This window comes from Lientehia hominis, from assembly GCF_021044755.1.
Taxonomy (GTDB): Bacteria; Bacillota; Clostridia; order Lachnospirales; family Lachnospiraceae; genus Lientehia; species Lientehia hominis.
Window position 1 is genome coordinate 636,236 of sequence record NZ_JAJNOR010000001.1, and the last position, 20,571, is coordinate 656,806.

At 50.5% G+C, this 20,571-nt stretch carries 19 protein-coding genes and 1 pseudogene; 8 read left to right on the forward strand and 12 right to left on the reverse strand.

Translation table 11 applies throughout. From position 1 onward, the window contains the following. Positions 1 to 150 precede the first annotated feature (150 nt). Together LQE92_RS02860 and LQE92_RS02865 are read left to right on the forward strand one after the other, a co-directional pair. Positions 151 to 1,029 carry an MBL fold metallo-hydrolase gene (locus LQE92_RS02860; protein ID WP_231061493.1) on the forward strand — a complete coding sequence of 293 codons (879 nt, stop codon included), beginning with the start codon at positions 151 to 153 and terminating at the stop codon, positions 1,027 to 1,029. Between the two features lie 5 nt (positions 1,030 to 1,034). Then, the gene (locus LQE92_RS02865; protein WP_231061494.1) at positions 1,035 to 1,484 is read left to right on the forward strand and encodes a GNAT family N-acetyltransferase; all 450 of its coding nucleotides are present in this window, start codon (positions 1,035 to 1,037) and stop codon (positions 1,482 to 1,484) included. Positions 1,485 to 1,555: 71 nt separating this feature from the next. Here the strand turns inward: LQE92_RS02865 and LQE92_RS02870 are convergent, their stop codons facing one another. The 7 genes and pseudogenes from LQE92_RS02870 to LQE92_RS14620 form a co-directional block, all read right to left on the reverse strand. After that, positions 1,556 to 2,683 (reverse strand): aldo/keto reductase, encoded by a 1,128-nt coding sequence (locus LQE92_RS02870; protein WP_231061495.1) that lies wholly within the window; start codon positions 2,681 to 2,683, stop codon positions 1,556 to 1,558. Between the two features lie 58 nt (positions 2,684 to 2,741). Next, positions 2,742 to 3,221, reverse strand: a complete 480-nt coding sequence (locus LQE92_RS02875; protein ID WP_231061496.1) for a flavodoxin — start codon at positions 3,219 to 3,221, stop codon at positions 2,742 to 2,744. Positions 3,222 to 3,526: 305 nt separating this feature from the next. Next, complete coding sequence (locus LQE92_RS02880; protein WP_231061497.1) at positions 3,527 to 3,784, reverse strand: heavy-metal-associated domain-containing protein; 258 nt, start codon at positions 3,782 to 3,784, stop codon at positions 3,527 to 3,529. Positions 3,785 to 3,923: 139 nt separating this feature from the next. Next, positions 3,924 to 4,175, reverse strand: coding sequence for a hypothetical protein (locus LQE92_RS02885; RefSeq protein ID WP_231061498.1), 252 nt, complete (start codon positions 4,173 to 4,175; stop codon positions 3,924 to 3,926). Further along, positions 4,172 to 4,789 carry a TetR/AcrR family transcriptional regulator gene (locus LQE92_RS02890; protein WP_231061499.1) on the reverse strand — a complete coding sequence of 206 codons (618 nt, stop codon included), beginning with the start codon at positions 4,787 to 4,789 and terminating at the stop codon, positions 4,172 to 4,174. Before LQE92_RS02890 ends, LQE92_RS02885 begins: the two co-directional genes overlap by 4 nt. A 228-nt stretch (positions 4,790 to 5,017) precedes the next feature. Next, complete coding sequence (gene gpmA, locus LQE92_RS14615; protein ID WP_334301390.1) at positions 5,018 to 5,758, reverse strand: 2,3-diphosphoglycerate-dependent phosphoglycerate mutase; 741 nt, start codon at positions 5,756 to 5,758, stop codon at positions 5,018 to 5,020. Between the two features lie 30 nt (positions 5,759 to 5,788). Next, a pseudogene (locus tag LQE92_RS14620) lies at positions 5,789 to 6,346 on the reverse strand (hypothetical protein); the annotation flags it as partial. A 345-nt stretch (positions 6,347 to 6,691) separates the two neighbouring features. Here LQE92_RS14620 and LQE92_RS02905 point away from each other — a divergent pair. From LQE92_RS02905 to LQE92_RS02930, 6 genes are all read left to right on the forward strand, one after another. Beyond that, complete coding sequence (locus LQE92_RS02905) at positions 6,692 to 7,297, forward strand: MptD family putative ECF transporter S component (RefSeq protein WP_231061500.1); 606 nt, start codon at positions 6,692 to 6,694, stop codon at positions 7,295 to 7,297. A gap of 1 nt (position 7,298) precedes the next feature. Beyond that, a complete protein-coding gene (locus tag LQE92_RS02910; RefSeq protein WP_231061501.1) occupies positions 7,299 to 7,976 on the forward strand; it encodes an energy-coupling factor transporter transmembrane component T in 678 nt (225 codons plus the stop codon). Positions 7,977 to 7,989: 13 nt separating this feature from the next. Continuing rightward, the gene (locus LQE92_RS02915) at positions 7,990 to 9,375 is read left to right on the forward strand and encodes an ABC transporter ATP-binding protein (protein WP_231061502.1); all 1,386 of its coding nucleotides are present in this window, start codon (positions 7,990 to 7,992) and stop codon (positions 9,373 to 9,375) included. Between the two features lie 18 nt (positions 9,376 to 9,393). After that, positions 9,394 to 10,332, forward strand: a complete 939-nt coding sequence (locus LQE92_RS02920; RefSeq protein WP_231061503.1) for a helix-turn-helix domain-containing protein — start codon at positions 9,394 to 9,396, stop codon at positions 10,330 to 10,332. Between the two features lie 150 nt (positions 10,333 to 10,482). Continuing rightward, positions 10,483 to 12,273, forward strand: coding sequence for an ABC transporter ATP-binding protein (locus tag LQE92_RS02925; protein ID WP_231061504.1), 1,791 nt, complete (start codon positions 10,483 to 10,485; stop codon positions 12,271 to 12,273). Continuing rightward, on the forward strand, positions 12,266 to 14,014 hold the full coding sequence (locus LQE92_RS02930; protein ID WP_231061505.1) for an ABC transporter ATP-binding protein: 1,749 nt from the start codon (positions 12,266 to 12,268) through the stop codon (positions 14,012 to 14,014). The genes LQE92_RS02925 and LQE92_RS02930 overlap by 8 nt, the downstream gene beginning before the upstream one ends. A gap of 69 nt (positions 14,015 to 14,083) precedes the next feature. On the opposite strand, the gene LQE92_RS02935 is transcribed toward LQE92_RS02930, so the two are convergent. The 5 genes from LQE92_RS02935 to LQE92_RS02960 all read right to left on the reverse strand — a co-directional run bounded on the left by LQE92_RS02935 (position 14,084) and on the right by LQE92_RS02960 (position 20,559). Further along, positions 14,084 to 15,529, reverse strand: a complete 1,446-nt coding sequence (locus tag LQE92_RS02935; protein WP_231061506.1) for an ABC transporter ATP-binding protein — start codon at positions 15,527 to 15,529, stop codon at positions 14,084 to 14,086. After that, on the reverse strand, positions 15,526 to 16,221 hold the full coding sequence (locus tag LQE92_RS02940; protein WP_231061507.1) for an energy-coupling factor transporter transmembrane component T family protein: 696 nt from the start codon (positions 16,219 to 16,221) through the stop codon (positions 15,526 to 15,528). Before LQE92_RS02940 ends, LQE92_RS02935 begins: the two co-directional genes overlap by 4 nt. Further along, positions 16,221 to 16,820, reverse strand: coding sequence for an MptD family putative ECF transporter S component (locus tag LQE92_RS02945; protein ID WP_231061508.1), 600 nt, complete (start codon positions 16,818 to 16,820; stop codon positions 16,221 to 16,223). Before LQE92_RS02945 ends, LQE92_RS02940 begins: the two co-directional genes overlap by 1 nt. A 23-nt stretch (positions 16,821 to 16,843) precedes the next feature. Continuing rightward, positions 16,844 to 17,095, reverse strand: a complete 252-nt coding sequence (locus tag LQE92_RS02950) for a hypothetical protein (protein ID WP_231061883.1) — start codon at positions 17,093 to 17,095, stop codon at positions 16,844 to 16,846. Positions 17,096 to 17,748: 653 nt separating this feature from the next. Continuing rightward, the gene (locus LQE92_RS02960; RefSeq protein WP_231061509.1) at positions 17,749 to 20,559 is read right to left on the reverse strand and encodes an ATP-binding protein; all 2,811 of its coding nucleotides are present in this window, start codon (positions 20,557 to 20,559) and stop codon (positions 17,749 to 17,751) included. Positions 20,560 to 20,571: the final 12 nt, after the last annotated feature.

Sequence of the window (20,571 nt, forward strand, 5' to 3'; positions counted from 1 at the left end):
CCCCAGGCGGAGGAAGGCAGAAACGGCGGAGCCTGCTGAAAATGATTCTAAAAAATGTTTTGTATCATGCTATAATAAAGTAACGCCTTGGAAGACCACTTCCGGTCACAGCACAATATTCTGTCCCAAGCGTTAGAGGAGGAGACGAAAATGTATGAATTGATACAGCTGACAGAACGCAGCTACTATATTCAAAATCCCTCGAGAATTGGACTTGTCAGGCTAAATGATACCGACGTCTGTCTGATCGACAGCGGCGGCGACAAGGATGCGGGGCGTAAAGTGCGTCAGATCCTGGATGCCCACGGCTGGTGTCTGACCTCCATATACAATACTCATTCCAACGCCGACCATATCGGCGGAAACCGCTATCTGCAGGGACAGACGGGATGCAGGATCTATGCGCCGGGCATCGACTGTGAATTCACAAGGCACCCTGTCCTGGAGCCGTCGTTCCTCTATGGCGCATTCCCGCCCCGGGACCTGCGGCATAAATTTCTCATGGCACAGGAAAGCGACGCCGCGTATCTGACGAAAGACGTTCTGCCAGAGGGCTTCACAATCATCCCGCTCCCCGGACATTTTTTCGATATGGTGGGCTTTAAAACACCGGATGATGTAATCTTTCTGGCTGACTGCCTGTCCAGCAGGCAGACCCTGGACAAATACCAGATAACTTTCATTTATGATGTTGCGGCTTATCTGAATACACTAGAAATGGTCTGTTCCCTTACCGCAAGGATGTTTGTTCCGGCCCACGCCGACGCTGCGGAAACCATAGCCCCGCTGGCACAGTATAATATCAGCAAAGTACTGGAGACCGCAGAAAGGATTCTCTCTTTCTGTGAAGAACCGATCTGCTTTGAAATTCTGCTGCAAAAAATTTTTACGGCATATGGCCTCACTATGAACTTTGAACAGTACGTTCTGGTGGGCAGTACTGTCCGTTCTTACCTCGCGTGGCTGAAGGATACCGGCAGGGCCGACGCTTTCTTTGAACAAAACATGCTGCTTTGGAGGAAAATTTAAATCCTATGAAGATACGTAACTATCAGCCGTCCGACTGCATATGTCTGGCAGAGCTCTTTTATGATACCGTCCATGTCGTCAATGCTCAAGACTATACAGAAGAGCAATTGAATGTCTGGGCATCGGGAAACGTGGATCTGGAAAAATGGAATCAGTCCTTTTTAGATCATCATACCCTCATTGCCGTTGAAAATGAAATGATCGTTGGTTTTGGAGATATAGATAAAACCGGATATCTGGACCGGCTGTTTGTCCATAAGGATCATCAAAGGAAAGGAATCGCCTCCGCAATCTGTGACGAGCTGGAATGCGCAGCCGGAGGCGCCAAGATCACTACAGAAGCTTCTGTCACAGCAAAGCCTTTCTTTGAGAAAAGAGGATATCAGGTCGTAAAAGAACAGCAGATAGAGAGGCAGGGAATTCTGCTGACCAATTATGTTATGGAATTATATTAGCTTTTCTATAAACAAAAAAGAGGACAGAATCCCATCTGTCCTCTTGAAGCAAACGATATAGTCCGCTCTTTTTATTCCTTATTTCCGAAGGTCTCTGCGGCTCTTTCAAGCTCTTTGCGGATGGATATATGCTGGGGACATACCTCCTCGCACTTTCCGCATTTGATACATTCAGCCGCCCTCTTCTTTCCATGCCCGCTCACCAGCCAGTCTTCCTGATGGGCCGCCGACGGCATATCCTGATACAAGGTCAGGTAATTTAATGCGGTAAAGGAACCGGAAATGCCGATATTGCCGGGACAGACTTTTGCACAGTAATTGCAGGTCGTACAGGGAATCAATGGAATCCGGGCAATCTCTTTCTGCGCGGCTTTAAGGGTTTCCTTCTCTTCTGTCGAAAGACCAGTGAAGTCCTTCATGTATGAAAGATTGTCCTGCATCTGCCCCAGATCGCTCATGCCGGACAGCACCGTGATCACTCCTTCCAGATCAGCAGCAAAACGGATGGCCCAGGACGCGGTGGATTTGTCCGGCTCCGCAGCTTTAAAAATCTTCTGGACCGTTTCCGGAGGATTGGCCAGCATGCCGCCCTTCACCGGCTCCATGATCACCACCGGCTTTCCATGTTTTCTTGCCACCTCATAACAGCGGCGGGACTGCACCGCCGGATAATCCCAGTCGGCATAATTAATCTGGAGCTGTACAAATTCCATTTCTGGATGCCTGGTCAGAAGCTCGTCAAGCTCCTCCGGTGTGGAATGAAATGAAAATCCAATGTGTTTGATCAACCCCTGCTCTTTTTTCTCCTGCACAAAACTCCACATATCAAAATCATTAAAGAAATGGGTACGGCCCTCTCCCAGATTATGCAGCAGATAAAAATCAAAATAGCCCGCCCCTGTCTGTTTCAAAGAAACATCGAACTGCCCGGCTGCATCCTCTCTGCTTTTACAGTCAATCCACGCCGCATTTTTAGTCGCCAGCTGGAACCTGTCACGTGGATAGCGCTCCACCAGCGCCTGACGGACCGCGTCTTCGCTGCCGGCATATGCCCACGCGGTATCAAAATATGTAAAGCCGGCCTCTAAAAACATATCCACCATCTGTTTGGTCTGTTCGATATCGATTCTGTTGTCCTTCTGCGGCAGCCGCATCATACCAAAACCCAGTTTACCAATCTCTTTTCCTAAATGATCCATTCGTGCTAACCTCACTCTTCTTTCTTTTTATTTATCTGCGAACAGGCTCTCCGCTTACTTACAGCCTGAAGCTGTCCGCCCATTTCTTAAGTTCTGCCACATCCGCATCCGCGTTAAAGCGCTTTCCTTCTTTAAGGACCGCACCTGGGCAGGATACTTTCAATTCTGCATTGGTCTCTCCCATTCCGCTGCTTCCAGAAGTCGCAAACGGGATGACAGTCTTTCCTTCCAGATCATAGGTCTCCAAAAATGTATTGATGATCGTAGGAGCAATGTACCACCATATGGGAAATCCAATATAGAGGACATCGTATTTCCCCATGTCGGGAACCTTATTCGCAATGGCCGGGCGGAAAGACTTATCATTCATTTCAATACTGCTTCGGCTTTTTTTGTTCATCCAGTCCAGGTCGGCCGCCGTATAAGGCTTTTCAGGTACGATTTCATGCAGATCCCCGTCCACCGCCGAAGCCAGTCTCTTTGCCAGTCCGGCAGTAACACCGCTTGCTGAAAAATATGCCACCAATATTTTACTCATATTCCTTTCCTCGCTTTCTTTTCATGTTCAAGATCATTTAGAGCAAAGGCTGCTTCCCCACATCAAAAAAACAGATGCGCCAGGAAGATCATCCCATATCTGGCTACATCTGTATTTTACTTCTTATTTGTCTCAATGTCCAATGCTTATATAAAATCTTCCGCAATTCCTGCAGGGTATTTCTGCACGTCTTTTTGAGCCGGCTTCTACATAGCCGCAGGTTTTACAATCCGTTTTTCCTTTTCCTGTTTATCCGCATGGATAGTACCTTCAGGACTCCTTCCCCTGTCGATTACAGAAGCAACCTACTTTCTCCCAAAAGAAAACAGGCCTTTTTTCTCGTACGATTCTTTTTTTACGGACAGCACCTTATATCCGCTGCCGTTTATGGCTTCCTTTAGTTTCTCTTCCTCCAAATCCTCCTCCGTGAGAATCACAGTCTCTCCCTTCGAATAGGAAGAGGTCACTTTTTTTACGTTAAATGCCCGGCGCACCGCATCGTTAATATGCGCTTCGCACATACCGCACGCCATTCCGTCAATCTTTGCTGTAATTTTGATCATTTTCTTCCATCCTTTCATTCATCTTTTTTCCCGGCAGTACAAGGCCGCCGCCTCCGATTAGTTTTAGCTAACCAGAAATGGAATGTTACAATTATACCTCATTCCATTTAACATTGCAATTATCCGCCTGCTCCCGCTTTCAGTTCTTTATAAGGCTTAACTGTGCAAAACGCCAGAGACAAGTATTTTTCTTTGTCTTTATAATCCCCAATTCCCAGATCATGCTCTTAGTCTGACCCTTCAAGAATGTAGCCGGTGTTTTCAGCTCCGCCAACGCAGCGTCATGTCTATCCGGATGGACTGTCAAAAACTCTTGAACCCGCTTCACCGTCTGTACCTGGGTCCGGTAAAAATACTTTTCCTGACTATTATCTAAAATATTAAAGCTCATTCGAGCCTCAATAGGCCATCCCACCCACAGTTAAAGAAAGTGGCAAGCTCATTCACATAATCAATAGCCTGTTCTCTTGTCATATCATGTGCTACCGTTTCAAAAACAGCGGTAAAATAAGCACTGGTGATCATATGATGCAGTTCATGGCTGACAGTCCCCTTCAGCTTTCCAAGCTGGCGGAGCCTGGCATGATAATTTTCCGTTTGAACAACCTCGATTTCCACCAGGTCATGAATATAACCGGCATATCTGGTTCCTTCGGAGCAGCAGATCACCAGCTTAAAAGCATCAAAATTATCGTAAATATAATTAATAAAATGATTCAAATAATCCTTAGAAAGATCTCTGCTCTCAGCCGCCTTATCTTCTGGAATCAAATCGTAGTGAGCTTCCTGCGCCGCCTTGAATTGATCCGTGAGACTGTCAGCCGCCTCGGATACCAGCGCGTCAAACAACGCTGCTTTATCAGAATAGTAGCCGTAGAACGCCCCCTGTGTAAATCCGGCATCCTTGACTATTCCCCGCAAAGAAGCGTCCCTAAAGCCTTTAGCTAGAAATTCCTTCTTTCCCACTTCAAGTATTCTGCGTTGAGTTTCCGTATATTTTTCCATACTTTTTGGCATCCCTTTTTACCGCCCGATACGAAATATATCGCCGATATACTAGCATGCAAAGTCGGATTTGTCAATAAATCTCAATATATATTTTTCGTATTCTATCCTCAGCATGGAAATCTAATTGCGCCTGCTGAATGACAATCCAAGTTGGAGTTCCCTTTTGTTCTAAATCTGTCAGGAGCAGTTAAGTAAAGGCCAAATCTGCTTGTTTCCTATAGTGTTTCAGCTTCTATGTATCATTCCCTGATTTGCAACCTTCTGCATTTTGGCTGCCACAGTTTCCGGATCTCCGAGATATTTCTTCTCCTCCACAGCCAGGTTTTCATCCAGATGATACACCAGAGGAACACCGGTAGGAAGATTGAGGCGCACAACCTCCTCTTCTGAGAGATGCTCAAGGTACATGACCAGCGCCCGCAAGGAATTGCCATGAGCTGTGACGAGCACCCGCCTGCCATTCATAAGCTGGGGCCTGATCTGTTCCTCGAAGTACGGGATCACCCGGGCGATAGTATCTTTTAAACTCTCTGCTAAGGGCAGTTCCTCTTCTGGTATCTCACGATAGGGTCGCTGGCGTGCGGGAGTCTGCCCGTCATCCGGACTCAGAGCCGGTGGACGTACATCAAAGGAACGGCGCCAGATTTTAACCTGCTCCTCACCATACTTTTCCGCCGTTTCCGCCTTGTTCAGGCCTTGAAGCGCACCATAATGACGCTCATTAAGGTGCCAGTCCTTTATAACCGGCAGCCACTCCATGTCCAATTCCTCCAAAACCAGATCCAGCGTATGGATGGCCCGCTTTAAATAGGACGTATAACAGATGTCGAACTCATATCCCCGTTCCCGAAGCTGACGGCCGGCCTCCCGGGCCTCTTCCCTTCCGTCATCGGAAAGATTCACATCCGTCCATCCAGTAAACAGATTTTCCTTATTCCACACACTCTCACCATGGCGCAGGAGCACCAACTGTCTGCTTCCACTCAGTCCCCCTTTTTCGTTCGATGCTGCATAGATATCCAGAATCGACCGGGAAAGAACCGCATCAAAGCTTCCCTGTTCCTGCTGGACAGAAAGTCCCTCGGTGAGAGCACGGGAGAAGCTTGCAATGAGACCTGGATTCCGGGACAGATGTTCATCCGCTTCCGCCCGGCTATAACCGCCGGATAAAGCCGCCACACGGACCACATGAGAATCCTTCATGAGCGGAGTATAGAGACCGTCTGTCGAAGGGACGGACAGCTTGGACAGGAGCTTAATGTCCTGAGGCAGGGCGATGTGCAGGCCCAGCTCAAACTGTTGGTCTGCAATATCCCGAATATCAGTTGGGCCGGCGGCAGGCATACCGCAAATTTCCCGGTTCATAGTTTCTTGAAAGAGAATGGCTCCCAGGATGTGTTCAGAGGTGAAGACAGGGCTGGTGATGATGCGTGTACCCATCTGATGAATAAGGTCGTACAACTTCAGTGCCTTGGACGTGCTGCCGCCGCTCTGGTCCAGTGCGGCGGTAAAGCCCCTGCCCGTGTGCATACGATTCAATTGCTGAATATTCATGAATTACTCCTTCCATGCCGGATTAGCATTTACACACCTCTGCGGCATTCTGCAGGCTTTTGATGTCAGGCAGCAGACTACCCGCCATCACGCATAGTTGTATACCAGGATTTCTTTAGTTAGCTTTTGCTAACTATGATGCAGATTAATCATATACCCATTTTAAGATAAATGCAATCTAGACTATAAAAGAATTGTCCAAACGGTGTAAAACAAGCCAAACGGAGTAGACAATATTCCGGTATTTCTACTATGATACATCATTGTAAGGGCACCTGCGGTGCCCTATATAAAAACGCGTCAGTTAGCACATGCTAACTGATGGGAAATCGGAGGAACTATTTTATGAATGCAACGAATAACAAGAGGGCCTTAACTGGCAAAGATGTAATCACCGTTGGCATCTTCTCGGCAGTCTACTTCGTGATCAACTTTATTTTCATGCTTTTGGGAGGATTCCACCCTATGTTGTGGATCCTGATGCCGGGCCTGATCGCTGTATTTACCGGCATCCCCTACCTGATGATGTGCGCTAAGGTCCAGAAACCGGGTTCAGTGCTATTGATGGGTTTAATCACCGGTTTGATTTATTTCGTCACAGGGCAGTTTACCGTAATCATCTTAATCACCTTTGTTATAAGCTGCGTGCTGGCAGAATTGACCCGGAGACAGACAAAGTACAGAGGTTCCAAAGGCAATATGCTGTCCTTCGTGTTCTTTTCTTTAGGTATGACAGGCTCTCCACTGCCCATCTGGATTATGCGGGACAGCTTTCTGGCGCAGATTACCGAACAGGGAATGCCGGCAGATTACATAGCCACACTGAAGGCAGTGTCATCGCCGGTCATGCTGGTTGTCATGGTTGTTGCACCTATCGTCGGTGCATTGATTGGTGCCGCGATCGCCCGGACCATGTTTAATAAACATTTCATCAAAGCAGGCATCGTCTGACATGAAGCAGATACAAAAAGACCGATATTTAGACCCGCGGATGGGTGCATTGCTTTTAGTTCTGGCCAATGTGGCTGCATTCAGCCAAAAATCCTTCGCAGTGGAACTGTCATGGATCATCTACCTTACCCTGCTCACCACGCTTTACGGCTGTTGGATAATGGCGTTGAAATGGCTTACAGCCTTTGCTGCGGTGCTGCTGATCCAGTGGTATGTCCTGCCGGCATCTCCCATGGTCATCGCCACCAGTTTTTCTATTTTTGCCAACTACGCCCGCCGGATGTTTCCCTGTCTGATCGTGGGCATGCTCATGGTGAAACGGACGCCCCTGCGGAATCTGATTGTAGGGATGCGAATGCTGCACATCCCGCAAAAGCTGATTATTGCCATCTCCGTTACCCTGCGGTATTTTCCCGCCATTCGGGAGGAGTTGGGTTACATACGCGACGCGATGAAGCTCCGAAACATCCATGGTGCTGAAAAAGTAGAGTGCCTGGCAGTTCCCATGATAGTCTCGGCTGCCGGCACGGCAGAGGAACTCTCCGCCGCCGCAGTGACCAGGGGCATCGAGAACCCTGTCCGCAAGACAAGTGCTGTGCAGCTTCGGCTGGGAGCCGTGGATGCGCTGGCACTGACAGCAGGCATCGCCTTTACGGCTGCCGCATTTGTGATAAAATAAGGAGGAGGCAATTATGATTAAAATAGAACATGTCTCCTTCAGCTATGCCAAAGGCTATGCTGCATTGAAAGACGTAAGCTTTACCGCAGAACCGGGTGAAGGAATCCTTTTATGTGGAGAGTCGGGGTGTGGAAAGACCACGGTGACCAAACTCATCAATGGCTTGATTCCCGCATTTACCGAGGGCTGTGCACTTACCGGAAAGGTCACAGCGGATGGCCTGACAGTTGCAAAGACCCCTCTGTATGAACTGGCAAAACGAATCGGCTCTGTGTTTCAGAACCCCAAAAGCCAATTTTTCAATCTGGATTCAGACAGCGAGCTGGCCTTTGGTTTGGAGAACGAGGGCATGGCACCTGCCGAAATTCAATCCCGGATCAAGGAAACGGTGCTCAGCCTCCGGATTCAAAACCTTTTGGGCCGAGATATCTTCTCCATGTCCGGCGGGGAGAAACAGACTCTGGCCTTCGCCTCTGTCTATGCCATGAGGCCGCGGATCTTCGTTTTAGACGAACCGTCCGCTAATCTGGACAGCGGGGCCATGGAACGCCTGCATGACCAGATTGCTCTGTTAAAAGCCGGCGGTCACACCATTTTGATCGCAGAGCACCGTCTGGCTTTCCTGATGGACCTGATTGACCGTGCCGTCTACATGAAGGATGGACAGATTCAAAACATATTCACGGTGGGGGAGTTTCGGGCTCTTACCGAGCAGCAGCGTATTCAAATGGGACTGCGTACTCTGCTTCCCGTGGAAGTAGAACTGCCCGCCGCCCGGGAGGCAGGAAACAGGCAGGGACTTTCCGTGGAGGACTTGACCTGTGCGTTTGGAAAAAAGTCTCCGGTCATTGGGAAGCTTTCCTTTTCTGCCGTTCCCGGAGAGGTGCTGGCCGTCACCGGCCCAAACGGTGTCGGAAAAACAACACTGACCCGATGCCTGTGCGGCCTTCTGAATGAGAAAGCGGGAACTGTCCGCTTGAATGGCAAACCGCTCCGGGCAAAAGAGCGTCAGCGGGCGGCCTTCTGCGTCATGCAGGATGTCAACCACCAGCTTTTTTCCGACAGCGTATGGAATGAGTGTGGAATGTCTGATTCAGGCGCGGCTCCGGAGCAGATTGAGGCGGTACTGGCACAGCTCCAGCTGCTGTCTTTCCGTGAGAACCACCCTATGGCCCTGTCAGGCGGGCAGAAGCAGCGGCTGGCGGTAGCCACCGCCATGCTCTCCCACAAAAAAATGCTGATATTCGATGAACCAACCAGCGGCCTGGACTATGCCCGGATGCTCAGCGTGGCCCGCGTAGTGAGGGATTTGGCAAAGCAAGGCCATATCGTACTGGTGGTGAGCCATGATCATGAGTTTTTACAGTGCGCCTGCGACCGTGTACTGACTTTAGTATAAAGGAGTGATATCTTGTACATGGAAGAAATTTTGAAGAATGGCGGCCTGACTCTGCTGGCCAAGAGTGACGGCTGCGCGGTCTATCAGCTCAAAAACGAGACTGGAGACGGAACCATGGCTTTTTATGAGGTGCTGCCCGGCGTCAGCCTGATTTTCAACGACCTTCATATTTCCAGCTGGGAATCCAATTTTCACACCACGGAGGACTTGTTTTGTATCGACCACTGCCGGGAAGGCAGGCTGGAATATGAGGCCGGACAGGATGTGTTCTCGTATGTGGAGGCCGGAGATGTGAAGCTGGACCGCCGGATCAAGCACAGCGGCCATTTTTCGCTGCCTCTCTCCCACTATCACGGTATCACAGTGAGTTTCCATCTGCCGGAGGCTGCGGGACCGGTATCCGAGGCCATCCCTGAATACCACATGGATTTGTACTCCGTCCAGAAAAAGTACTGTTCTGAATCTCATCCAATGATCCTTCACAACGCGCCGTCTATTGGACATATCTTTTCGGAGCTTTACGATGTCCCGGCAGCAATCAAGCCTCAATACTTTAGACTCAAGGTCATGGAGCTGCTGCTGTTTTTAGATGCGATGGAATGCCCCGACGCACATGTGCAGCCATATTTTTACCGCTCCCATGTGGAGAAGATCAAGGCCATGTATGCACTGATGACCGGAGATCTGGAACACCACTACACTATGGAATACCTTTCCCTGCACTTTGATATTCCCCTGACCACCATGAAAAATTGCTTTAAAGGCATGTTCGGCTGTCCGATCAATACCTACATGAGAACCTACCGGATGAAGCAGGCCGCCGTCATGCTCCGGGACAGACGGGAACTCAGTGTGGCGGAAGTTTCCGGACTGGTAGGCTACGACAGCGCGAGCAAATTTGCGGCGGCCTTTAAAGACGTGATGGGCAGAACGCCGCTGGAATACCGGAATAACTGACTTATAATACAGGTCTCAAATTTTTTTGTCCAAACGGTGCCGAACGGTCAGGCCGGAGCGGAAAATGATAGAAGAATCCTCTATAATGGAGTGTGGTTAGCATAAGTAAACCACACTCCATTAATTTACTTTAGAAAGGAGACCTTCTCTATGAAGAAAAAAGAGGGCTGGATTCAGACGCTGCTTTCCTTTGCGTTGCCCTGCAGGGGAAAAATGACTGTGTCGGTGCTGTTTGCCATCATCAGCGTGGCGGGCGGCTTTGTCCCATATTTGGGCGTTTACCAGATCATCCGTATGTTTATTGATAAAAATATTACCACGGCTGGATTATTGCAGTGGTGTGGTGTATGTTTGTCCGGCTATGCAGTTCAAGTGGCGTTTTACGCCTTTTCCACCATGCTGGCCCACATATCGGCTTATACCATCCTGGACGGCCTGCGCAGGAAAGTGGCAGATCGGCTGATGTATGCAAGCCTCGGAACCGTAATGTCTAAGCCAATCGGGACTCTCAAGAGCACCATTGTAGACCGCATTGAGGATATCGAGCCTCCCCTAGCTCACATGATTCCGGAGCTGAGCTCCAATGTGCTGCTTCCTGTTATCGTCGCCGCAGCTTTATTCACACTGGACTGGCGCATGGGTCTTGCCTCACTGGCCACCGTTCCTGTGGCCCTCATTCCCATGGCAGTCGGAATGAAGACCTACAATTCCAAGTACGCCGGCTATATGGCAGCCAACGCCAATGTCAACAGCATCATCGTGGAGTATGTCGAAGGAATCGAGGTGGTCAAAGCCTTCAATCAGGCCACCAGCTCCTACGAGAAATTCGCCGGTTCTGTCCGCTCCTTCAGGGACTTTACTATGGAGTGGTTCAAGGCTACCTGGGCCTCCATGAATCTGTGTCTTTCCATCCTGCCCACCACTTTGTTGGCTGTTCTGCCTGTGGGGATCCTTCTCTACCGTTCGGGAGACATGGCGCCTGCCAAATTGGCCCTGTGCCTGATGCTCGCTTTAGGTATTGTCGGACCATTAGTGAAAGCCACCACGTTCATCAATGTCTGCAAATCCATGGAGTATGCCGTTCAGGACACCCGGGAACTGCTGGATATGGAAGAGCTGCCTGAAGCAAAACACCCTGCCCAGCTTCACGGCAGCAATATCATCCTGAAGGATGTTTCCTTCTCCTACACTGGAAAAACGCAGGAAGGCGTCCTGCACCACATTGATCTGGAGATGCTTTCCGGCACATTTACCGCCTTGGTAGGGCCCTCCGGCTGCGGCAAGTCCACTGTTGCCCGGCTGATCGCCCGCTTCTGGGATGTGACGGAGGGTGCCGTCTCAATCGGCGGTGTGGATGTCAGAGACATCCCCTTAAAGCAGCTGGCCAATCAGGTGAGCTTCGTTACACAGGACAATTTCCTTTTTGAGTGTTCCCTGAAAGAGAATATCCGGCTGGGCAAGCCAGCCGCCACCGACGAGGAGGTCTTCGCTGCTGCCAGGGCCGCCCAGTGTGAGGAATTCATCTCCCGGCTGGAACGCGGCTGGGATACTCCGGCGGGGGACGCGGGGAAACAGCTCTCCGGCGGAGAACGCCAACGCATTGCCATCGCCCGGGCCATCTTAAAAGATTCCCCCATTGTCATTTTGGATGAAGCGACAGCCTTTACAGACCTCGAGAATGAGGATAAAATTCAACAATCTATTCTGGCTCTTTCCAAGGGAAAGACCCTGCTGGTCATCGCCCACCGTCTGTCCACGATCCAGAACGCAGATCAGATCGTAGTCCTGCAAAAGGGAGAGATCGTGGACAGAGGCGTGCAGAAGGAGCTGCTGTCACGCTGCCCGCTGTATCAGAAGCTGTGGCAGGCCCATGTAGGCTCTAAGCACTGGGCGGTCGGTGCCGAAGCCATTAAGATAAAGGAGGAACAGGCTTATGTTTAAGAGTGTCAAACGGATCTTGGATTGGGTGGGACCCTATAAGAAGCGGCTGTATCTTGGCTGCGTGTGTTCCTTTTTCTCTGTCTGGTGTGCCGCCGGGCCGGTGATGCTGGCGGCCTGGACGCTGGGCCTTATCATCGACAATGCCCAGGGTGGGGTCCCCCTTCCCCCTTCTCTTCCATGGGTTTGTCTTTGTGGAATTGTGGGCCTTATTCTCCTGCGTTTTTTCTTCTCCTATTGGAAAAACCGGCTCCAGGAGAGCATCGGAACAGAGCGCGCGGCAGAGCAGCGCATTGACATCGGAGATACTCTCAAGCGGGTGTCTCTGGGCTACTTTGCCAAAAACAACATAGGAGACATTCTTTCCGCGCTGACCACAGAATTGTCCACTCTGGAACTGCAGAGCATGAAGATGGTGGATGCGGTGGTCAACGGCTATGTCCAAGTGGTGGTCATCATCCTGTGCGTGGGCATGTTCTGCCCGCCGGCCGCCCTGGCGGCCCTTATCGGCGTACTCCTCTCTGCCTTCGCTCTGCAGGGTATCAGCAGACAGAGCGCTCACACTGCCCCTGTAGCTCACAAAGCTCAGGAGGACTTGTCCGGCGCAGCCATTGAATATATTCACGGTCTGTCCGTGGTCAAGTCTTTTGGCCAGGAGGGCGTCTCGGTGGAACGGTTCTGCAGTGCCTGCCGGGACAATAAGGAAATCCGTATTATAAATGAATTTGGGTTCGTTCCCTGGAACTGCCTGCACTTGTTCTTTCTGCGGACGGCATCTGTGGGGCTGGTGATGATAGCTGCCTGGCAGGCATTGGCCGGAGCACTGGACCTTCCATTCCTCCTCATGGCAGCTCTGTTCTCCTTTACCATTTTCGGCAGCGTGGAAAGTATTAATGACGCTGCCCACATCCTGTCCGTTACCGACTCGGTGCTGGGCCGGCTGGCGGAGCTGGATGAAACCAGTTTCATTGATCAAGGCGGCCGGGATGTGCCGCTGGATTGCTGGGATGTCTCCTTCGATCATGTCTCTTTTAGCTACGGAAAACGGGAAGTCATTCATGATACATCTTTCTTCATACCCCAGAACACTACAACTGCCATTGTAGGTCCCTCGGGCAGCGGTAAAAGCACTCTGTGCTCACTATTGACCCGGTTTTACGATGTGAATGCCGGTGTCGTCACCGTGGGCAGCCACGACGTGCGGGAATTCACCTGTGACAGCCTGCTGCGAAACATATCCATGGTCTTTCAGAACGTGTACCTCTTCCGCGACACAGTGCGCAATAACATTTGTTTCGGCCTGCCCGGCGCCACAGAAGAGGAAATCATAGCAGCAGCTAAAGCCGCCCGTTGTCATGAATTCATCATGGCTCTGCCCGACGGTTATGACACTGTGGTGGGCGAGGGCGGAGGCACCCTTTCCGGCGGTGAGAAACAACGCATCTCCATCGCACGGGCCATGCTCAAAGACGCGCCCATCATCATTCTGGACGAAGCTACCGCCAGCGTGGACCCAGAAAATGAGCACGAAATCCAGCAAGCCATCTCCGCTCTGGTCCATGGCAAGACCATCATCACCATTGCCCACCGGCTGGCCACCATTGAGCAGGCGGATCAGATTCTGGTGATGGACAACGGTCGTATCGTCCAGCAGGGCACCCATCAGGAGCTGCTCCAGCAAACAGGCGTCTATCAGAAGTTTGTCCAAATCCGTCAGCAGGCGGAGGGCTGGAAGCTTGCCTAAAAAGCAAAACAGCCCTGGCTGACAGCAGATGTCAGTCAGGGCTTTCAGGATAGAAAACCGCAGCAGCTTTTATTGCCCGGCAAAAACCACCATCTCGTAATCGCAGCAGCAGCGGACCAGCTCTTGATCATGAGTGATGACAAGGATCGTTTTCCCTGCTTTTGCTTCAGAACGCAGCACATCTGCAATCTGATTCATACTACCTCCATCTAATCCGCTTGTGGGTTCATCAAAAATGAGTATTTTGCGGTCAGAAAGTACGCCGCAGGCAATGGAAAGTCTCTGCTTCTGCCCTCCTGACAGGGTGGTAGGATGCGCATCCTTGTAGGCGTACAGTCCTAAATCGTTCAACAGTTCCCTAGTCCGCTCCAGGCGTTCTTCCGATCGCTCAGAATGAAGCAGCAGCTCCTCAGTGACACTATTGGTAAAAAATTGAGTACCCGTGTCATTGGAACTGAACCAAATCTGTCTGCGGCGCTGTCCGGCGCGCCGTTTTTTCCCGCCAATCTCAATCTGGCCGCCGCTTTCCCGCCATAGACCAGACAGAACCAGAGCCAGACTAGTCTTACCTGCCCCGTTGCGTCCGGTGATCGCTGTGATCTGCCCGGTGTAGGCAGTAAAACTAATATTTCTGAAAATCTCACGGCCCTTTTTCCTGCAGTAAAGGTTCTGTACCCTAAGTGCGGCAGCCGGAGAACAAGGCGCCGGCGGGTCAGACTTTGTTTCATTCACTTCCCGCAGAACAAGGACGTCTCCTTTGTATACACCTGCAGTCTCTCCCTCTCTTACCACCCGAAGGCCGGCTTCTTTCCTCTGCTTATCAGATAATCGTTCCATTTCATCCGCATTTCGTTCCCAACGAATCCGCCCGTCACAGACATAAACAAAACGATCCGCAATACCGTGAAGCCATGACAGCCGGTGCTCGGCAATCACAAGCGTACACCCCTCTGCTTTAAGCCGCCTGAGTATCACTGCCAGTTCTTCGGCACCTTCATAATCCAGATTTGATGTAGGCTCATCACAGATGTAGATGTTAGGGCGAAGTGCATAGACCGATGCGATGGCTGTCCGCTGCTTTTCCCCGCTGGAAAGGACATCCAGATTCCGTTCCCGCAGATGATCCAGAGAAAGTGCATCAATTGCGTAATCTGTCCGGCTGCGGATCTCATCTTTTAAGAGTCCGTAGTTTTCACAGGCAAAGGCCACCTCACCCGCCAGCTCCGAAGAAAAGAACTGGCTTCTCGGATCCTGAAACACGCTGCCCACCTGCTGTCCCACAGCATACAGCGGCAGTTGAGGCAAAGGTGTCTTATTAAGAAAGATGCGGCCTGTGAGCGCTCCAGGATAATAGGAAGGGGCCAGTCCGTTTAAAAGCCGCATAATGGTGGTCTTCCCCCCGCCGGAGGGACCTGTCAGCACCACACATTCACCATTTCGGACATTGAGACTGATCCCGGACACCCCTTCTTCACTATCGATATAGTGAAAAGAAACATTTTCCATCCGAATCATACGCGCACATCTCCTATCCATAAAAACAATCCGGTGACAGCCGCCCAGACAAATAACCAGCACCAGTCTATAATACTGGTACGTTTTTCATAGTAGCTTCCCCGTCTGCCGGGGTGCTCCGCTCCACGGGCCACAGCGGACACCGAGAGCTGATCTGCAATCTGCAGGCAGCGCAGCAGCATAGGAACCAACACATATTCGCAAGATGAAACCGGATGTAACAGCAGCCATGCCGGGGCCGTCAGCCCCCGGTTACGCATGGAACGTCCAACGCTTTTAAACTCCGCCTTCATGGTGGGGAAGAAACGGAACATGACAAGCAGCCCCAAAATCACAGGCGTCGGCGTATGGATGCGTGACAGGAAAGCGGCCAGTTCTCCAGGCGGCGTGGTGATCAGGTCAAACCCTACAATAAATACCGCGGACAGATTCCAAAACATCAATACATAAAACTCAGAAAAAACGACCATATGCAGTCCGTGATATTGGATCAGATATAAAAGCAGGGTCAGCAGACCATAGAACACCCCCATAGAACACAGCAGCCGGAAATTTCTCTGGAAAGCAAGATAGGCCAGGCCCGTTACTGTCAATACAAAGGTCCAAACGGCATCGGCAGTCAATGAAATCCCAAGAATCGTACAGCCTAACGCCCAAAGCTTCACGAGTACAGCCAGGTTTCTTCGCTGCATCAGAGAACGCCCGCCTTTTTAAAATGCTTATGAATCAATCTGCCTCCAATCAGGCTCCCCACAAAGCCGCATCCTACGGTAAACAGGATGATAAACACCAGCCATCCGGCAGATGTATAATACTGGACAAAAGAATCAATATAGCTCTGTTCCATGCCGCTGGAGAGGGCAAAAGCCTCGTACGTATCCCAAAAAAACCAAATGGGCAGTAAATTGACACCGTTATAGAGCAGGCTGGAAACGGTCCATGCGGCAGTCATTTTCTTTTTGGATTCCCAGCCATTTCTCCAGAGAATTATTTCGCAGATAGTTCCAACAGCCATGTAATAAGGCAGCAGATACCAATTACCCATGATCATGAATACAAGACCCAGAATTGTCATGTAGATCAGGGTAACGAAACGCTTATGTACACGGCTGACCATAAGGAAATAGACCGGCGCGCACAGCAGCATGGTGAACCCCACAGACAAGACCATACTTACAAAATCGTTTGTCATGCAGATCATGTTGACTGCCAGTTGAATAAAGATCATCAGCACCGTGAGTAATACAGTGGTGACCACATCCTTCACAGACAATTTATTTGTTTTGTTCATATTCGTTACCTTCTTTCTCATCTTTATTTGTATCCTGCGTCTTCCCCACACTGCCCCTGCCTTCCGGTTTCAAGTCCTCGTCCACTGCTCCCAGTTTCCATCCTATAGCATGCCTGCGGATTCCGAATTGGAATGAGGATATTAGCCGTCAGTTCCGGAATCATGTGCGCCAATGGAAGCTCCAGTTTTTCTACAGTATCCACCAGCATAGTCTTGAACTTTCCCGATGGTGTATCTAATATGCAGCCCAATGTGTTATTCTTTGTCTGTTCCATTTGTTACCCCTTTCCCGTTTTTAATACAGATGCGCTCCGTGTGAGACTGCATCTTTTTTAGTTAGTTTATACTAACTTATCTTTAAAAAATCAAGGCTCATTTGAGCCTTAAAAACGCGGCAAACTCATTCAAATACTCAATAGCATCGTCTCTTATCATCCCATGGTTTCAAAAACAACGGTGAAATAGATACTGGTGATTATATGGTGCAGTTCATGGCTGACCATTCCCTCCGGCTTTCAATCAGAATATTTCGTTCCTTCGGAGCAGCATAGCACTCTTTTTCAGGAAATTCCTTTTTCCATTGTCACGTTCCCCTTCTTTAAAATAGCAGCGCCATATATCAATGATATATAGCACTGCTATAATACTTCTGATTCTGCATTTTGTCAATAGATAAAATATGCTTTTAAAAAAGTCAAATAGTATACCTCTTTTGGGTTTACGTCAGTTTCCAGCCGATGGCCTCCTGTCTGACTGTTACAAAGTCAGCATACAATCTTTTTGTTTTATTGGCTCGGCATGAGTTCTACGCCGAACGATACTCATGCCATGAGCATTGCATCTGCGTCCCAAATCTAATCCCGGTAAAACTTCTCATTGTCATTCTCCGACCTTTTCTCGCTCTTTGACCATATAAACGGCTCCTCATTTAGCCATATGTCTTCAAAACCATCTGCAGTTCCCTATAAAGAAATTCTACATCAATGGGTTTTGCCACAAACCCGTTCATGCCGGCTTCCTCGGCGGCCAGCCTGTCCTCCTCAAAGGTATTTGCGGTCATGGCGATGATAGGAATATTCCGTGCACCCGGATGATCTGAAGCCCGAATCCGGCGGGTCGCTTCCAGGCCATCCATTTCCGGCATCCGGATATCCATCAGGACCGCCTGGAAGGTTCCCGGCCCGCTGCTCACGATTGCCTCCACCGCTTCCCTTCCGTTCACTGCGCGGATTACCTCAGCGCCCCGCGCCTTCAGCAGTTCCAAAGCAATTTCGGCGTTCAGGTCGTTGTCCTCCACCAGCAGGATGGAAACACCAAGGAATTGTGTGTCTCCGCCCTCTTCTTTCTTTTCCGCAGTGGCGGGAGCTGCACCGCTCAGAGGAAGAGAGACGGTAAAGAAGAACTCGCTCCCCTCGCCCGGCTTACTCTTCAGCTTTAATTCTCCGCCCATCAGACGGACAATATGGCTGCTGATGGCGAGACCAAGACCGGTGCCCTGGCTTCTGGCACTGTTTGGGCCCACCTGCTCAAAGCTCTCAAAGATGCGCTTCTGATCCTCCGGCGCGATTCCCATGCCGGTATCGATGACCCGAAAGGTAATGCACGCCTCCTGTCCAGAGCCTGCATCTTCCACGGCATACAGTGTGACATCACCTCCGTCCGGCGTAAATTTGAAAGCATTGGACAACAGGTTCACAATAACCTGGCGCAGCCGGATGGAATCGCCAAGCAGCATTTCGCTTTTAAGGTCTGGTTCGACCCTGAAGCGGACGCCCTTGCGCTCCGCCTCTGAATTCATCATACTTTCGACCTCATCCAGCATAGCCCTGATGTAAAACGGCTCGCTGGCAATCTCCATCTTCCCGTTTTCAATCCGGCTCATATCCAGAATATCATTGATCAGTCCCAGCAGATATTGCGAGGATGAGATAATCTTACCCATATTTTCCCGGGCCTTTTTTGGAAGACCGTCCACATTTCTTGTCAGCTCGGTCAGGCCCACAATGGCGTTCATGGGCGTTCGTATCTCATGGCTCATGCGGGAGAGGAATTCGCTCTTTGCCCGATTGTCCGCCTCAGCCTTCTCCAGCTCATTGCGCATTGCGACCGCGTGCAGCCGGGAGCGGCTGATCATGATGACGGCAAACAAGACTAAAATGAGAAATACAGCCACCACGGAGATAGCCAGCCCGGGATTGGCGTAGACGATGCTGGAAAGGGTCATCCGCGACTCTCCGAGAGAAACTATATTACGGCTGTTGATGACGCTCTTTTCCTCGCTGGAGAGGTTGTTGATCCCCTTGTTGAGGATGGACATCAACTCCGGCTGGGCCGGGCTTTTCAGCGCAAAATTCATATTCTGGTTTTCGTTGACCAGATTCACCTGCACCAGATTGACAAAGTTATTCTGCTGGATGATACTCTCCAGCCGGGAGGAAATACCGTAGACATAATCCAGCTTACCCCGGTTTACGTCAGAAAGCGCCCCAGTGACGTCGGAATAGTAGACCACATTTTCCGCCGCAATGCTCTCCGGCATCCGAAGCCCCTCCACGATTCCCCCTGTCAGGCCCTCCGCCGGATAGCTGACTTCCTTGTTCCGCACCAGGATAAAATTCAGATCCACATAGGGCGAGGACAGCGCCAGCCTCTGCTCCAGTGCGGTTTCATCCGAGTCCAGATAAAATCCCAGCATATCCGCTTCGCCGCTTTGCACGGCGGCGACGGAATCCGCATAGCTGTCATAACGCACATATTCAAACTCCAGGCCGGAATATTCGGAGATCTTTTGCAGCACGTCCGGCACAAAGCCGTCGTGGCCGTCTGAATTGTTCATGCAGTACAGAGGATGCCAGTCGTGGGGGATTGCCACCGTTACTGTTTTTTTGCTCTGCACATAAGCCTGTTCTTCCGCGCTTAAACCCGCATTGATGTTGGAGGTATTGGGGAAGTTTTCCTCATAGATTTTTTGAGCGAAATTGGAATCCGCCTCATAGATCAGTTCCAATGCGTCATTCAGCGCCTCCAGCGTTTCGGTGTCGCCCGGCCGGGTCACGATATAATGGGGCTGGGAGTCAAAGGATGCCGCAACATAGAGCTTATCCCCGGCATCCGCGCTGTTGCCCAGCAGTAAATCGACTTCTCCGCTCTCAAGGAATTGATTCAGATCGCCGGTTTCCATAATCTGGTCATAGGTGTAAGTTTTCAGCGTGCAGTCCAGATCGTTGAGTTCCAGGTAGATTTCCAGACGGCGGATGTTTTCCTTTGCCCGTTCAAACACGCCGATGGTCTTCCCGTTAAAGGTATTGAGGTCGTAGCCCTTGATCGTGTCGTCGTCCCGCCGGGCCAGCAGAATCAGCTTGCTGTAGCCGCAGTTGTATTGAGGGTAGCCGAAGTACTCCTCCAGCCCCTCCATGTAATACTGCCCGCCCATCAGGTCAAAGGCACCCGCCTCGAACTGATTGAGAATATCGTCGTTGGACACCGGCACGTATTCATAGGCCCATCCCGTGTATTTGGCCACTTCATTGAGCATATCCACCACCAGCCCGTCCGGTTTGCCGTCTTCTCCGGTGGAGGTGTATCCCTCCGCCTGTGGAAAGGCCACGCGCATGACCTTCTGCTCGTCAGCCGATTCCTCCGCATAGGCGGCGCGGGGCGCCGCCATCCCCAATAACAACAGTAAGGAGAGGAGAAGTGCAGCGGCTTTTATTATTTTAACTGATTTCATACGTTTCATAAATGCACCTCT